This is a genomic window from Bacillus sp. M13(2017) (genome assembly GCF_002218325.1).
Lineage (GTDB): Bacteria > Bacillota > Bacilli > Bacillales > Bacillaceae_G > Bacillus_A > Bacillus_A thuringiensis_K.
Window position 1 is genome coordinate 241,576 of the sequence record NZ_KZ268500.1, and the last position, 16,358, is coordinate 257,933.

Consider the following 16,358-nt stretch of genomic DNA (forward strand, 5'->3'; position numbering starts at 1 on the left):
AAGATGGGACAAATCGTTTTGATTTGTTCCATCTTTTTTGCTGTTTTACATTTGAAAGGCATGATTTTAGATGGGAGTTTTAGTGGAATATGTATGGGATGGAGTGGAAAAGTAACGTAATAAAAGACAGAATAGTAATTCAATTCCGTCGTATATTGTGTTATGATTATATTGTAAGAAAATGGATTTCTGAAAGGTGGTATGCATTATGTCGTCAGCCGTACTCTTTTTTTGTAGTATCGCACTATTTTACTTTCTTGTAATGATACCGATCCAATATTTATACTTACAAGGTTTACATGAAAAAAAGGAAAAGACAGGATTATCTCAGCGAGAGCTATATGAAAAAATGTCTTTTGGAGAAGAACAATTACATTTTCACGTACAAGGTAACCCATTTAATATACCATCTGCGTTTGTTGCATATATGATTTTGAAAGTTAGGGGACGTAAAAAAGCATCACAATATTGATGCTTTTTTATGTTGCTTCATAGACTTCGGCTTCTTTAACTGCTAATGGCAAGAAATGTTTGTATTGGCGAAATCCATTAAATACACTTGCACTACCAAATAGAATGAATAAAACACCAACGATAATACGAGCGGTTGAAAGTTCTAAAAAGAATTGGTTTATCCCGAAAAATAAAACGAATGAACCGAGTGCCATTGCGGATTTTCCTGAGAGCCAACCTTTTTCCATTGGGCGGTTTGTACGAAAGTATTTTGTTTTGTAAAAGATGTACAACATAAATGAGACGATAATACAGAAGACTAATACTGGCATAATGAACACTCCCATCGCTTTGTGAAAAATAATAGAAAAGAAAAAGAAATATCTAAACTTTCTAACTTTTATTATAAAGCAATTGTTCGCATGTATGAAATACTTTCCGTTATAATGGAGGATAAAGTGAAACTTTAATTAGTGTGGGGATGTTTCCATGCGCTAATGATTAGCCCCATCCATTGGGCTTTTACTGCACGTTAAAGTGAAGAAGTTGATTAAAAAGGAGATTATACATATGCATGAGCAAATTTTAGGAGCAATTAAAGAATTTGATACAATTATTATTCATCGCCACGTGCGTCCGGATCCAGATGCGTTAGGTTCACAGGGTGGTCTTGGTACAATTCTACAAGAATCGTTTCCAGAGAAAAATATTTATACGATTGGGTACAATGAACCGTCACTAGCATACTTACGAGTAATGGATGATATTGAAGATAGTGTATACGAAAATGCGCTTGTTATTGTTTGTGATACTGCGAATCAAGAACGTGTTGACGATCAACGCTATACAAAAGGGAAGATGTTAATTAAAATTGATCATCATCCAAACGAAGATCCATATGGAGATATTACGTGGGTAGATACGACAGCGAGTTCTACAAGTGAAATGATTTATGAGTTTTATAACTATGGAAAAGATAAGGGGTTAAAAATAACAAAAGAAGCAGCCCGCCTTATTTTAGCAGGAATTGTTGGAGATACAGGTCGTTTCTTATTCCCAAATACGACAGCAAAAACACTTCGTTACGTAAGTGAGCTTGTTGACATGGGTGTGAAATTCACAGATTTATACAATGAAATGTATAAGACAAAAGAAAAAATTGCTCGTTTAAACGGTTATATTTTACAAAACTTTACGATGGTAGAAGAAGGAGCAGCTTACATTAAATTAACGAAAGAAGTATTAGAAGAGTTTGATGTACTTCCTTCTGAAGCATCTGGTGTTGTTGGAGCGCTTGGCAATATTGATGGATTAAAGGCGTGGGTTCTATTTTTAGAGGAAGACGACGTAATTCGTGTTCGTCTTCGTTCAAAAGGACCAGTTATAAACAAATTGGCAATGCAATATAACGGCGGAGGGCATCCGATGGCTTCTGGTGCCAAGGCATCTTCTTGGGAAGAAGCGGATCGTCTTTTTGCTGATTTACGTGAGATTTGTAAATAAGAGACTATATGTTAGAACGAAAAGAAGGAGCGGCGCTAAAGCCCTCCTTCTTTATTTTTCTTTCTCTATAGTTATGCTAATTTCAAGCACTGTATCAAAAGATATTGTATCGACTTTAAAACGGTATAGCCGATCGTAATGTTTGTACGTTTTATTTTCGATTACCTTTTTTAGCAGGTCTTTATTTTTTGCGATACTTTGAATGTTTTTCGTTAAAAGATGCTGGAGATCATTATGGATAGATGTAGTCATATTTTCGAGTGTAAGATTGTCTAAATCGTATTTTTCTCGATTGATAAGTTTTATTTTAATCTCTTGAATGGTTAAGAGTCGTTTATTTTCAGTGTTCAATTTTTCTTGATCTTCGAGAAGGACGTGGAGCTTTGCTTCTTGTTTTTCTATAATTTCTCTTTGTTCTGCTATTTTACTAGCTTGTTCTTCTTGAAAAACACCGTATATGTACAAAAAAATAAACCAGCTCAACACGCCTCCAACAGCAGCACCGGCTAATACTAAGTACCATCTTTTTGCTGTATTGGCACTTGGTACTCTCATACATGTTCCTGCGTTAGCCATTTAATAATAATGAGACCTGTTTGCATACCACCAGTTGCGAAAAAAATAAGGAGAATTTGTTTTACGATATCTTTCATATCTCCGCCAAAGAAACTTCTTTCAAAGCTATAAAAGGTATCGAATGTTCCACCGATTGCTGCAACGAGTGCCCAAATTCTTAAATTTTGGGCGAATTGATTAATGTAAGTTAGAGCTGGTTTTCCGATAAGAAACGCACCAAATCCACCAATTAATGAACCGCCAAGTATAACCCCAAAGGCAATAAAATAACTAATAATAAGCAGAGAGAAAAAAGTATGTTCTCTTACATCCATCGTCATTCCCCTTTCTTCTTCATATATATGGACAAAGTATAAGAAGTATGTTTTGATTTCCGCTTTCCTCATCACCTATAATAAAAGTAGTCAAATAGGTAAAGAGAGGGTACAACAGTGAAGTTTGTGCATTTACAATGTCAAACCGTTTTTAGTTTATTAAAAAGTGCTTGTAAAATTGATGAGCTTGTAGTCAGGGCGAAAGAACTCGGTTTTTCATCGCTGGCTATTACGGATGAAAATGTTATGTATGGCGTTATTCCGTTTTATAAAGCATGTAAGAAACATGGTATACAGCCTGTTATTGGATTAACCGCTTCTATTTTTAGTGAAGAAGAAGAAAGGTCTTATCCGCTTGTATTACTTGCTGAGAATGAAATAGGCTACCAAAATTTATTAAAGATTTCTAGCAGTATTATGACAAAGTCCAAAGAAGGTATTCCTAAGAAGTGGCTTGCGCATTATGCGAAAGGATTAATTGCAATTTCACCAGGTAAAGATGGCGAAATTGAGCAATTATTACTAGAAGACAATGAGAGTCAGGCTGAAGAAGTAGCTCGCACATATCAAAATATGTTCGGCCATTTTTATATGAGTTTGCAGCATCATGCGATTCAAGATGAGTTGCTTTTACAAGAGAAACTACCTGAATTTATTAGTAGGGTTAATATTCCAGTCGTTGCAACAAATGATGTGCGCTATATCAATCAAAGTGACGCGCTTGTTCATGAATGTTTACTATCTGTTGAAAGTGGAACGAAAATGACTGATCCAGATAGGCCGAGGCTGAAAACAGATCAGTATTATTTAAAGTCATCGGATGAAATGGAAGCACTATTTTCCCATGCGCCGGAAGCAATCAAAAATACAATAAAAATTGCAGAGCGTTGCCAAGTAGAAATACCGTTCCATGTAAATCAACTTCCGAAGTTTCCTGTTCCGTCTAATGAAACGAGTGATATATACTTGCGTCGTGTTTGTGAAGAAGGTTTGCGGAAACGATATGGTGCTCCGAAAGAAGTGCATATAAAGCGTTTGGATCATGAATTAAATGTTATTTCTCGTATGGGATTTAGTGATTATTTCCTCATCGTATGGGATTTTATGAAGTATGCACATGAAAATCATATTCTAACAGGACCAGGTCGTGGATCGGCAGCTGGTTCACTCGTTTCATACGTATTAGAAATTACAGATATTGATCCAATTGAATACGATCTATTATTTGAAAGGTTTTTAAATCCTGAACGTGTGACGCTTCCTGATATTGATATTGATTTTCCAGACGTAAGACGTGATGAGATGATTCGCTATGTGAAAGATAAATACGGTCAGCTCCGTGTTGCGCAAATTGTAACGTTTGGTACGCTTGCAGCAAAAGCGGCAATTAGAGACATTGCCCGCGTAATGGGGCTTCCGCCGCGAGATATTGATATATTTTCAAAACTTATCCCATCAAAGCTCGGTATAACGTTAAAAGATGCATATAAAGAATCACAATCACTTCGTGAGTTTATACAAGGGAATCTTCTACATGAGCGTGTGTTTGAAATCGCAAAACGTGTAGAAGGTTTACCACGTCATACGTCTATTCATGCGGCTGGTGTTATTATGAGTCAAGAACCGCTAACAGGCAGTGTAGCAATTCAAGAAGGACATAACGATGTTTATGTTACGCAATATCCAGCCGATGCGCTAGAAGAACTTGGGTTGCTTAAGATGGACTTTTTAGGATTACGTAATTTAACGTTACTTGAAAATATTATAAAATTTATCGCGAACAAAACAGGGAAAGAAATCGATATAAGAAACTTACCTCTTCAAGATGAAAAGACGTTCCAATTATTAGGGAGAGGGGATACAACAGGTGTATTCCAGCTTGAGTCAGGTGGTATGCGAAATGTACTTCGCGGGTTAAAACCGAATGAGTTTGAAGATATCGTAGCTGTTAACTCGTTATACAGACCAGGACCGATGGAACAGATACCGACTTTTATTGAATCGAAACATGGAAAAAGAAAAATTGAATATTTACATCCGGATTTAAAGCCAATTTTAGAAAGAACATACGGCGTCATTGTATACCAAGAACAAATTATGCAAATTGCATCGAAGTTAGCAGGTTTTTCGCTCGGAGAAGCAGATTTACTGCGCCGTGCGGTGAGTAAAAAAAATCGTGATATTTTAGATCAGGAACGTAAGCATTTCGTCCAAGGATGTTTGCGAAATGGATACGATGAGACATCCGCAGAGAAAATTTATGATTTAATTGTAAGATTTGCGAATTACGGTTTTAACCGAAGTCACGCTGTAGCTTACAGTATGATTGGATATCAGCTTGCCTATTTGAAAGCGAATTATACGCTGGAATTTATGACGGCATTATTATCAAGCGCAATTGGAAATGAAGATAAGATTGTACAGTATATACGAGAAACGAAGCGGAAAGGTTTTCACGTTTTGCCGCCGTCTCTTCAGAGGAGTGGTTACAACTTCCAAATAGAAGGGAATGCGATACGTTACAGTTTACTTTCGATCCGAAATATTGGAATGGCTACAGTGACGGCATTATTAGAAGAACGAGAGAAAAAAATGTTCGAAGATTTATTTGAGTTTTGTCTCCGTATGCCGTCAAAGTTCGTAACGGAGCGTAATTTAGAAGCTTTCGTCTGGTCGGGATGTTTTGACGATTTTGGTGTTTCGAGAACGAATTTATGGAAAAGTATTAAAGGGGCGTTAGAGTACGCGAATCTCGCACGTGATTTAGGAGATGCTGTTCCAAAATCGAAATATGTACAAGGAGAAGAGTTATCTTTTATTGAACAACTAAATAAAGAGAAGGAAGCACTTGGCTTTTATTTATCAAGTTATCCAACAGCGCAGTATGTGAAGTTAGCAAAAGAATTAGAAATTCCATCTCTCGCTCAGGCGATGCGAAACAAGAAAAAAGTACAAAGAGCGATTGTGTATATAACAAGTGTGAGAGTGATTCGTACGAAAAAGTTTCAAAAGATGGCATTTATTACATTCTGTGATCAAAATGATGAAATGGAAGCGGTCCTCTTCCCGGAAACGTATATACATTTCTCGGATAAGTTGCAAGAAGGAGCAATTGTTTTAGTTGACGGTACGATTGAGCTAAGAAATCATAAGCTGCAATGGATTGTAAATGGACTATATCCGCTAGAGGAAATGGATGTTTATGAAGAAAAGAAAGACGCATCTGTTTACGTGAAATTGCCATCTCAGTATGAGAAAAAGCTTTTAAATCAGGTTACGAAAATATTGTTCGACTATTCAGGTTTTGCGAAAGTACTAATTTATTATGAAAAGGAACATAAAATGGTACAATTATCTCGGAGTTTATCGATTCATCCAAGTGAAGAATGTTTAGGAGCACTTCGTGAAATTGTCGGGGAAGAAAATGTAGTTGTGAAAATATAATGGACAATTTCCCTACACTTCGATTATTATAGTAGTAGTGTTCGTGGTCAGACCACTTGGAGAAATTGATATCAGCAAGAATAATTTGAGGAGAGTGGATAGTTTGTCAACACTTCGTGAAGAAGCACTTCACATGCATAAAGTGCATCAAGGAAAATTAGAAACTGTATCAAAAGTAAAAGTAGAAAATGCAAAAGATTTAAGTCTTGCATATTCTCCAGGGGTTGCAGAACCTTGTAAAGAAATTTATGACGATAAAAGTAAGGTATATGAATATACGATGAAGGGAAATATGGTAGCAGTTGTGACAGATGGAACAGCTGTACTTGGTCTTGGTAACATTGGACCTGAAGCATCTCTTCCAGTAATGGAAGGTAAAGCTGTATTATTCAAGAGCTTTGCTGGTGTAGATGCATTCCCAATTGCCTTAAATACAAACGATGTAGATAAAATTGTTGAAACTGTAAAATTAATGGAGCCAACTTTTGGCGGCGTTAACTTAGAAGATATCGCAGCACCAAACTGCTTCATTATTGAAGAGCGTTTGAAAAAAGAAACAAATATTCCTATCTTCCATGATGATCAACACGGAACAGCTATCGTAACAGTAGCAGGTCTTGTAAATGCACTGAAATTAGTTGGAAAGAAAATGTCTGACATTAAAGTTGTCGCAAATGGCGCAGGTGCAGCAGGTATTGCAATTATTAAACTTTTATATCGCTATGGTGTACGCGACATTATTATGTGTGACCGTAAAGGCGCAATCTATGATGGTCGTCCTACAGGTATGAATCCGGTGAAGGATGAAGTTGCAAAATATACAAATAAGAATCGTATAGAAGGTTCTTTAGCTGATGTTGTACAAGGTGCGGACGTATTCATTGGTGTGTCTGCAGAAGGTGCATTAACAGAAGAGATGGTTCGTACAATGAATGACGATGCGATTATTTTTGCAATGGCGAATCCAGTTCCAGAAATTATGCCAGAATTGGCAAAAGCAGCGGGCGCAGCTGTTGTTGGAACAGGTCGTTCTGACTTCCCGAACCAAGTAAATAATGTACTAGCGTTCCCTGGTATTTTCCGCGGTGCACTTGACGTACATGCGACACAAATTAACGAAGAAATGAAGATGGCAGCTGTACAGGCTATTGCTGAGCTTGTAGCAGAAGATGAGTTAAATGCAGACTATATCATTCCGGCGCCATTTGACGCGCGTGTAGCGCCTCAAGTAGCGGCTTACGTTGCAAAAGCAGCAATGGAGACAGGAGTAGCTCGCCGTCAAGTAGATCCAAATGAGATCGCTGAAAAAACAAAACAATTAGCGCTGATTGGTAAAGAATAAGCGAGGAATTTCCATTGACATCATCAAATACAAAAGTATATCTCGAAATTGTAAAAAAAATCCGTTCCATTATGGAAGAGGATGGTTTGGTAGCGGGGGATCGTTTGCCGTCTGAGCGTGAGTTAAGTTCACGCTTAAACGTAGGACGTTCCTCTGTAAGAGAAGCATTGCGTGCTTTAGAACTGGTAGGATTGATTGAAACGAGACGTGGTGAAGGGACGTTTATTCGAAACTTTTATGATAACGGTCTTGTACAATTAATTGCTCCGTTCTTATTGCAAGATGAGAAAACAATTCGTGATTTATTACAAACGAAACGATTACTTGAGAAAGATATGATTCGAATTGTATGTAATTTACCGAAAGAAATGTTTTCTAAAGTACTAAGTAGATTACACCAAGTACTTGAAGGAAATGAAAGCTCAATCCCAACGCTTCATCAAACGTTCTTTAAAACCCTTATTGAACAAGTCGATAATTATTTACTATATCGCATTTGGATGATCGTAAATGATTACGTAGCAACTCTTTCTTGTAAAGTTTCAAGAGATTCTATCAATATGTATAGAAAGCTTTATGCTACTTTGGAAGAAAAACAAGAAAATGATGCACTAAAAATTTACGATGAATTAGTAGAGAATATACAGTTTCACTCGTAATGTATAAAATTTGTCGAAATGACCATGACACGTTATGACAAACATTCTACCGCATAGCGGTTAAAGTTAAACGTAAAGAGTGAGGTTATTAGACAGATTGAGAAGATAAGGCTAACATCAAACTTTGGTGTTAGCCCCATTTTCTTCTTACGCTAACCTTAGCTCTCAACGAAGGGGGTCAAATTGTGCTAAGAGATTTATTCGTGAAAAAGAAAAAGTACGCTGCAATACCTTCAGAACAAGTACGAAAAGATGTACCAGATGGCGTTATGACAAAATGTCCGGAATGTAAAAAAATCATGTATACGAAAGAACTTCTAAAAAATTTAAAAGTATGTGTGAATTGTGGATATCATCATCCTATGAATGCATGGGAACGTCTTGATAGTATATTGGACGAAGGGTCATTCCGTGAGTATGACAAAGAAATGGTTTCATTAAATCCACTCGAGTTTCCAGGTTATGAAGAGAAACTAGAGAGCGATCGTAAGAAGACTGAATTGAACGAAGCGGTTGTAACTGGTGAAGGAACAATTGATGACATGCTTGTTGTTGTTGCAGTAATGGATTCTCGTTTTCGAATGGGGAGCATGGGCTCTGTGGTAGGAGAAAAAATCGCCCGTGCGGTTGAAAAGGCGTACGACTTACAAGTTCCATTTATTATCTTTACTGCTTCGGGTGGTGCCCGTATGCAAGAAGGTATATTAAGTTTAATGCAAATGGCAAAAACAAGCGTAGCTTTGAAAAAGCATAGTAATGCAGGAGGATTATTTATTTCTGTTATGACTCACCCAACGACGGGCGGGGTTTCAGCGAGTTTCGCTTCACTTGGTGATTATAATCTTGCAGAACCAGGTGCACTTATCGGATTTGCTGGTAGACGTGTAATTGAACAAACGGTGCGTGAGAAACTACCAGAAGATTTCCAAACAGCAGAATTCTTACTAGATCATGGTCAATTAGATGCGGTGGTGCATCGTGATGATATGAGAGAATCACTTCGCAAGATTTTAGAAGTTCATCAAGGAGGGGAAATGGCTGTATGGCAGAGCTAGAATTTGAAAAACCAGTTGTTGAGCTAAGAAATAAGATTCGTGAACTGAAAGACTATACGAAAAACAGCCAGATGGACTTCAGTGAGGAGATTCGTATTTTGGAAGAAAAGCTAGAAAATTTAGAGGAAGATATATACGGCAATCTGAAAGTATGGGACCGTGTTCAAATTGCTCGTCATGCAGAACGACCGACAACGCTCGATTATATTGAGCACTTATTTACTGATTTTTTCGAATGTCATGGAGATCGTCTATTTGGCGATGATGCAGCGATTGTCGGCGGCATTGCGAAATATAAAGGGATGCCTGTAACTGTAATTGGGCATCAGCGCGGAAAAGATACGAAAGAAAATATTCGCCGTAACTTTGGAATGCCTCATCCAGAAGGATATCGAAAAGCATTACGTTTAATGAAGCAGGCGGAAAAGTTCAATCGTCCTATTATTTGTTTTATTGATACAAAAGGAGCTTATCCTGGTAAGGCTGCTGAAGAACGTGGTCAAAGTGAAGCTATCGCCCGCAATTTATTTGAAATGGCAGGTTTAACGGTACCTGTTATTTGTATCGTTATCGGCGAAGGTGGTAGTGGTGGTGCGTTAGGCCTTGGAGTTGGAGATTACATTCATATGCTAGAAAATTCCACTTATTCTGTTATTACACCAGAGGGTGCAGCGGCAATTCTTTGGAAAGATGCAGGAAAAGCAAAGGAAGCTGCAGAGGCAATGAAAATTACAGCAGCAGATTTGAAAGAATTAGGTGTAATTGACGAAATTATTCCAGAAACAAGAGGTGGAGCTCACCGTAATATTTTGAAACAGTCAGAAAATATAGACTTAATGATTCGGAAAACTTTTGAACAATTAAACGGAATTTCGAAAGATGAATTAATCGAGAAACGTTATGAAAAATATATGAAAATTGGGCAAGTTTCGTTTTCAAACGCTTCCATTTGGATAAAATAAGAAAAGCGTGCGTTCCACTTCGCGAATGCACGTTTTTATTATGAAAAGACACATCTTCTCCATTGTATTTTTATATTTTTTCGTGTTATTTTATTATAAGGCAAATAATCTTTATGAGGTGAGTACAAATGAAACGTATTGGTGTATTAACAAGTGGTGGAGATTCACCTGGTATGAATGCTGCCATTCGTGCAGTTGTTCGTAAAGCGATTTTCCATGATATTGAAGTATATGGTATTTACCATGGATACGCTGGATTAATTTCTGGTCACATTGAAAAATTAGAACTTGGTTCTGTTGGCGATATTATCCACCGCGGTGGTACAAAATTATATACAGCAAGATGTCCTGAGTTTAAAGATCCAGAAGTACGACTAAAAGGTATCGAGCAATTAAAGAAACACGGTATCGAAGGACTTGTTGTTATTGGTGGAGATGGTTCTTACCAAGGCGCTAAAAAATTAACTGAACAAGGATTCCCATGTGTTGGTGTACCAGGTACAATCGACAATGATATCCCTGGAACAGACTTCACAATTGGTTTCGATACAGCTTTAAACACTGTTATTGATGCAATTGATAAAATTCGTGACACAGCTACATCTCATGAACGTACATATGTTATCGAAGTAATGGGACGTCACGCTGGTGATATCGCATTATGGGCTGGTTTAGCTGATGGTGCGGAAACAATCTTAATTCCAGAAGAAGAGTATGACATGGATGATGTTATCGCTCGTCTGAAGCGTGGTAGTGAACGTGGTAAAAAACACAGTATTATCGTTGTAGCTGAAGGTGTTGGAAGTGCAATTGACATCGGTAAGCACATTGAAGAAGCAACAAACTTTGATACTCGTGTAACTGTATTAGGTCACGTACAACGTGGTGGATCGCCAAGTGCACAAGACCGTGTATTAGCAAGTCGTCTTGGCGCAAGAGCAGTTGAATTATTGATTGCTGGTAAAGGCGGACGTTGTGTAGGTATTCAAGATAACAAACTTGTTGATCATGACATTATCGAAGCGTTAGCTCAAAAGCATACAATCGATAAAGATATGTATCAATTATCTAAAGAATTATCCATCTAATCGGCGTAATGTCAGATATTTGGGAACGGTTTCATAATTTTCGGAGGTGCAATATGCGTAAAACTAAAATTGTATGTACTATAGGTCCTGCTAGTGAAAGTATTGAAAAATTAGAGCAATTAATCGAAGCAGGTATGAACGTTGCTCGTTTAAACTTCTCTCATGGTAGCCATGAAGAGCACGGAGCTCGTATTAAAAACATTCGTGAAGCTTCAAAGAAAACTGGTAAAACAGTTGGTATCTTACTTGATACAAAAGGTCCAGAAATCCGTACTCACGACTTCGTAGACGGACAAGCTGAGCTTGTAACAGGTGCAGAAGTAGTTCTTTCTACTGAGCAAGTATTAGGTACTGCAGAGAAGTTCTCTGTATCTTATGCTGGTCTTTATGACGATGTAGACCCAGGTTCTCGCATTCTAATCGATGACGGTCTTATCGAACTAGAAGTAATCGAAAAAGCTGACGGAAACATCCGTACAAAAGTTCTTAACAGCGGAACTGTAAAAAATAAAAAAGGTGTTAACGTACCAAACGTAAGCATTAAGCTTCCTGGTATCACTGAAAAAGACGTAAAAGATATCATCTTCGGTATCGAGCAAAAAGTTGATTTCATCGCAGCTTCATTCGTACGTAAAGCGTCTGACGTATTAGAAATCCGTGAATTATTAGAAGAGCATAACGCTCAATACATCCAAATCGTACCAAAAATCGAAAACCAAGAAGGTATCGACAACATCGATTCAATCTTAGAAGTTTCTGACGGTTTAATGGTAGCTCGTGGTGACATGGGTGTGGAAATTCCACCAGAAGAAGTACCATTAGTACAAAAACGTCTAATTAAAAAATGTAACGTGTTAGGTAAACCGGTTATTACTGCAACACAAATGTTAGATTCTATGCAACGTAACCCACGTCCAACTCGTGCGGAAGCAAGTGACGTAGCTAACGCAATCTTTGATGGTACAGATGCAATCATGCTTTCAGGTGAAACAGCTGCTGGACAATACCCAGTAGAAGCAGTAACAATGATGGCTAACATTGCGGTACGTGTTGAAAAATCATTACAATATGAAGATATGTTCAAAAAACGTATTAAAGAGTTCACTCCAACAATTACAGATGCAATTAGCCAATCTGTTGCGCATACAGCACTTGCTCTTGATGTAGCTGCAATCGTAGCTCCAACAGAAAGTGGATATACTGCAAAAATGATCTCTAAATACCGTCCAAAATCTCCAATCGTAGCTGTAACATCTGACGAGCAAGTAGGACGTCGTCTTGCACTTGTTTGGGGTGTACAAGCATTTATGGCTGAGGAGCGCGCGGCTTCAACTGACGAAATGTTAGATACAGCAATTCAAACAGGTATGGATGCAGGTCTAATCGGACTTGGAGATACTGTAGTGATTACTGCTGGTGTACCAGTTGCTGAAACTGGTACAACAAACTTAATGAAAATCCACGTTGTCGGTGAAGAAATTGCTAAAGGACAAGGAATCGGTCGTAAAGCTGCAAAAGGTAAAGTGGTTGTAGCAAAAACAGCTGCTGAAGCTGTAGCGAACGTAAACGAAGGTGATATCCTTGTTACAACAAGCACTGATAAAGATATGATTCCTGCCATCGAAAAAGCTGCGGCTTTAGTTGTAGAAGAAGGTGGCTTAACAAGCCATGCAGCTGTTGTAGGCGTATCAATCGGTATTCCTGTTATCGTTGGTGTAAACGGCGTAACAGCAACTTTAAAAAATGGCCAAGAAGTAACAGTTGATGCAGCACGCGGAATTGTTTATAATGGACATGCGGAAGTGCTATAAGTAATACAGAGAGAAGGATCGGAGTCCTTCTCTTTTTTTTTACACAAAAACGAGATAGAATTAGCTTAAAGCGCCTAGGATTGCTTTTAAAAGCTGTTTGTTATGGGTTTTAATATGAAAGGGTATCTATATTTCATATGATGTATGTAGGCGTTGTGAGGGCATTAAAAGTGAGTTGTGAGAGAGGTGTAGAACTATGAAGTGGTTACTATTCTTGTTTATTTTAATACCGGCGATTGAGATTACGGTCTTAATTGGATCAAGCCATGTAATAGGTTTATGGTCTACGTTCGCTATGATTGTATTTACAGGTGTTGTAGGTGTGTATTTGGCGAAAAGACAAGGGTTTAAAGTGCTTAGAGAGATTCAATCTAAGTTGAATAGAGGGGAAATGCCAGGTGAGGCAGTACTAGATGGTATTTTTGTATTTGTAGGAGGCGTTCTCTTGGTGCTTCCTGGGTATGTGACAGATGTGCTAGGGTTTATCTGCGTGATTCCTATTACGAGAGCTTTATTGAAGCCTCTTGTTATGAAGTGGATGGAATGGAAATTTAGAAAGAACTCTACTATTATCATTCAGAAATAGCACTTAGATTGTAGAAATCTAAGTGCTATTTCTTGTCTTGTAAGAGGAGAAGAACTTTTTGATTGAAGCTTTGCTTTACCTCACTATTTGTGGGGGATTTCTACCTCAAAGCTGGGCTGCTTGTAAGTGTCTGATGTGGGGTGAATGATGAGTGGGGATGAACAAAACGTCCGCTTATTATATTTGTTATATAATTTTCGTTTGAACTCTTGTTGTACTTCGATTAAATTTGTGATTTTTTAGTGCTATTTATTTAGATGAATAAGATGGAGGGGAGTGCTGTTAAATTAAAGTTTTGCTTTTGTATATTTATTCATTTACATAAAAAGTAATAAATGTAAATAATAATTATAAAATAAATAGAATAAATATGTAAAAACACCACGAAATATGCGTTTTTTATGCAAAAAAACAAGAGAATTATCTTTTTTGAGTGCAATTCTCTTGTTTTATGTAATGAGTATGAAAAATAAGTACAAGGAATAATCAGTGGGAATTTCCCACTGATTACATGTAAGTTTTTTGTTGTGTATGAATTAGAAACTATTATTTTGAAGGTGAACCTTTAATATATTTCCACAAGTCATGGAAGACATTAGCTTTGTGTAATGTATTAAGTAGTACTAAGGTGACTGGACCGATGATTAACCCTAAAAAGCCAAAAAGTTTAAAGCCGACAAATAGAGCGACGAGTGTTGCTAATGGATCGAGACCGATGTTAGATGAAAGTACTTTCGGCTCCATAATTTGTCTTTGGACAATCACGACGATGTATAAAATGAGAAGACCAATGGCGAATGCGGTATCGCCAGTGAAAAATACGTATATAACCCATGGAACAAAGACTGCGCCTGTTCCTAAATATGGTAGTAAATCTACAACCCCTGTAATAATCGCGATAGTAATGGCGTATGGTACGCGTAATATTAAAAGCCCGATTAGTACAATGACAGTTGTCATAGATACGAGTGTAAGTTGTGCTTTCACAAAACCAAACAAAGCTTTTCTTAAGTCGACAAAAATAGTTTTTCCATAGCCATGTACACGATTCGGTAGCAATTTTCTTGCTTTCTGAGCAAGACGGTGCCAATCGTAACTAATGAAGAAAGTGGCTAATAAAATGAATACAAGGACAGTTAAAGTTGTTGGCAGTGCACTAATGAAATTCGTTAACCCGCTTATAATGGTGGTTAAAAGTTCTTTCATTTGTGTTGTCGCTTCTGTTCCTAAGTTTTGAATGTTTTGTGTAATTGTATAGCGCTGTGGTTCTCCAAGATGATTAAATTTAGAGATTAAATCATCGTAGAGAGGCATAATATGATTAAGTGCAAATTGCTGAGCGAATGTAACGATATCTGGAAACTTTACTGTAACAAGTTGTAGTAAGTATGTTGTGGCAGATATTGCTTCAGTCACAAGATATGTAACAAGTCCAACGATAGCTCCAAATACGAGAATTAAGCTAACGAGTACTGCTAGTGCGCGAGGAAATTGTAGTTTTTGATTAAGGAAATTGACGACAGGATTAATCAAATAAGCAAATGCAAAAGCGATAATAAAAGGATAGATAAGCCCTGATATGTATAGTAATACATAGAACCCAGCTACCGTTGCTACAATGACAAATATGAGTCGTAATATCATATATAGTAAGTTTCGGTTCAAAGATGTATACCTCCCATTCCGATTTGGATTATCCTAATTCGTTCAACTTATAACGAGTGTGCCCCACTGATTAAAGTTTCACTTTATGTTATAGTGGAATGATGGATTTTTCCTGCTTTTTCAGTATGTGAGTGACTGTGAAAGCTTGGTGTTGATGCTTCTACTATATGGTAAAAACTTCATTTTCTCTTCTTTTTATTTTACCTGTTTCTAATTAGAAAAGAAAGAAGAGACGCCCGTTTTTAAAAATGTATACATGCTTAAATTTTGATGGTGAAAGTCTCAGTTTGTCATTTTAAAATACATAAAAAATGAAGTGATTCATGTTGAATAGGCATCGATATAGCATGTATAACGATAGGTTTAAAGGTATTTTTGTTTGGAAATGAGTTCATTATTTTCAGAAAGGAAGTGCAAACATGATTAGTCAGTCAACGTTATTTTTATTCATACTACTTATTATCGGACTTATTGCTAAAAACCAATCGCTTACTGTAGCTATTGGTGTGTTATTTTTATTGAAGTTTACATTTTTAGGAGATAAGGTCTTTCCTTATTTACAAACGAAAGGAATTAATCTAGGTGTAACGGTCATTACAATAGCGGTGCTCGTACCGATTGCGACGGGGGAAATAGGTTTTAAACAACTTGGAGAAGCGGCGAAATCTTATTATGCGTGGATTGCTTTAGCTTCAGGTGTAGCGGTCGCTTTGTTAGCGAAAGGCGGCGTACAATTGTTGACAACGGATCCTCACATTACAACTGCGCTTGTTTTTGGGACAATTATAGCGGTTGCGCTATTTAATGGGGTTGCTGTTGGTCCGTTAATTGGGGCTGGAATTGCCTATGCGGTTATGAGTATTATACAAATGTTTAAATAAGGAATTTTATAGTAATATA

At 37.3% G+C, this 16,358-nt stretch carries 15 protein-coding genes; 11 read left to right on the forward strand and 4 right to left on the reverse strand.

Going from position 1 to position 16,358, the window contains the following annotated elements:
* Positions 1-208: 208 nt before the first annotated feature.
* Positions 209-472, forward strand: a complete 264-nt coding sequence (locus CGQ22_RS01510) for a DUF3949 domain-containing protein (RefSeq protein WP_000093043.1) — start codon at positions 209-211, stop codon at positions 470-472.
* Positions 473-479: 7 nt separating this feature from the next.
* Here the strand turns inward: CGQ22_RS01510 and CGQ22_RS01515 are convergent, their stop codons facing one another.
* On the reverse strand, positions 480-785 hold the full coding sequence (locus CGQ22_RS01515; RefSeq protein WP_001144757.1) for a YtpI family protein: 306 nt from the start codon (positions 783-785) through the stop codon (positions 480-482).
* Positions 786-1,023: 238 nt separating this feature from the next.
* Here CGQ22_RS01515 and CGQ22_RS01525 point away from each other — a divergent pair, with 238 nt between their 5' ends.
* Positions 1,024-1,956 carry a DHH family phosphoesterase gene (locus CGQ22_RS01525; RefSeq protein WP_000545130.1) on the forward strand — a complete coding sequence of 311 codons (933 nt, stop codon included), beginning with the start codon at positions 1,024-1,026 and terminating at the stop codon, positions 1,954-1,956.
* Positions 1,957-2,007: 51 nt separating this feature from the next.
* Here CGQ22_RS01525 and ytrI read toward each other — a convergent pair whose 3' ends face one another.
* Positions 2,008-2,511, reverse strand: coding sequence for a sporulation membrane protein YtrI (ytrI, locus tag CGQ22_RS01530; RefSeq protein WP_001265736.1), 504 nt, complete (start codon positions 2,509-2,511; stop codon positions 2,008-2,010).
* Positions 2,508-2,921, reverse strand: a complete 414-nt coding sequence (locus CGQ22_RS01535; protein WP_002005839.1) for a YtrH family sporulation protein — start codon at positions 2,919-2,921, stop codon at positions 2,508-2,510. The genes ytrI and CGQ22_RS01535 overlap by 4 nt, the downstream gene beginning before the upstream one ends.
* A gap of 42 nt (positions 2,922-2,963) precedes the next feature.
* On the opposite strand from CGQ22_RS01535, the gene dnaE reads away from it, so the two are divergent.
* The 8 genes from dnaE (at position 2,964) to CGQ22_RS01575 (ending at position 13,793) form a co-directional block, all read left to right on the forward strand.
* Positions 2,964-6,290 (forward strand): DNA polymerase III subunit alpha, encoded by a 3,327-nt coding sequence (gene dnaE / locus CGQ22_RS01540; RefSeq protein ID WP_089148230.1) that lies wholly within the window; start codon positions 2,964-2,966, stop codon positions 6,288-6,290.
* Positions 6,291-6,423: 133 nt separating this feature from the next.
* The gene (gene ystJ / locus CGQ22_RS01545) at positions 6,424-7,632 is read left to right on the forward strand and encodes an NADP-dependent malic enzyme (RefSeq protein ID WP_161508111.1); all 1,209 of its coding nucleotides are present in this window, start codon (positions 6,424-6,426) and stop codon (positions 7,630-7,632) included.
* A 14-nt stretch (positions 7,633-7,646) separates the two neighbouring features.
* Positions 7,647-8,291, forward strand: a complete 645-nt coding sequence (locus CGQ22_RS01550) for a FadR/GntR family transcriptional regulator (RefSeq protein ID WP_000204432.1) — start codon at positions 7,647-7,649, stop codon at positions 8,289-8,291.
* A gap of 185 nt (positions 8,292-8,476) precedes the next feature.
* The gene (accD, locus tag CGQ22_RS01555; RefSeq protein ID WP_000942856.1) at positions 8,477-9,346 is read left to right on the forward strand and encodes an acetyl-CoA carboxylase, carboxyltransferase subunit beta; all 870 of its coding nucleotides are present in this window, start codon (positions 8,477-8,479) and stop codon (positions 9,344-9,346) included.
* Complete coding sequence (gene accA / locus CGQ22_RS01560) at positions 9,334-10,308, forward strand: acetyl-CoA carboxylase carboxyl transferase subunit alpha (protein ID WP_000818809.1); 975 nt, start codon at positions 9,334-9,336, stop codon at positions 10,306-10,308. Before accD ends, accA begins: the two co-directional genes overlap by 13 nt.
* A 128-nt stretch (positions 10,309-10,436) precedes the next feature.
* Positions 10,437-11,396, forward strand: a complete 960-nt coding sequence (pfkA, locus tag CGQ22_RS01565) for a 6-phosphofructokinase (protein ID WP_000821157.1) — start codon at positions 10,437-10,439, stop codon at positions 11,394-11,396.
* A 53-nt stretch (positions 11,397-11,449) separates the two neighbouring features.
* A complete protein-coding gene (pyk, locus tag CGQ22_RS01570; protein WP_001232670.1) occupies positions 11,450-13,207 on the forward strand; it encodes a pyruvate kinase in 1,758 nt (585 codons plus the stop codon).
* Positions 13,208-13,403: 196 nt separating this feature from the next.
* A complete protein-coding gene (locus CGQ22_RS01575) occupies positions 13,404-13,793 on the forward strand; it encodes an FxsA family protein (protein ID WP_000871639.1) in 390 nt (129 codons plus the stop codon).
* Between the two features lie 546 nt (positions 13,794-14,339).
* Here the strand turns inward: CGQ22_RS01575 and ytvI are convergent.
* Positions 14,340-15,458, reverse strand: coding sequence for a sporulation integral membrane protein YtvI (gene ytvI / locus CGQ22_RS01580; protein WP_001081382.1), 1,119 nt, complete (start codon positions 15,456-15,458; stop codon positions 14,340-14,342).
* A gap of 419 nt (positions 15,459-15,877) precedes the next feature.
* Here ytvI and CGQ22_RS01585 point away from each other — a divergent pair, with 419 nt between their 5' ends.
* On the forward strand, positions 15,878-16,339 hold the full coding sequence (locus CGQ22_RS01585; RefSeq protein ID WP_000625507.1) for a DUF441 domain-containing protein: 462 nt from the start codon (positions 15,878-15,880) through the stop codon (positions 16,337-16,339).
* The last annotated feature ends 19 nt before the right edge of the window (positions 16,340-16,358 follow it).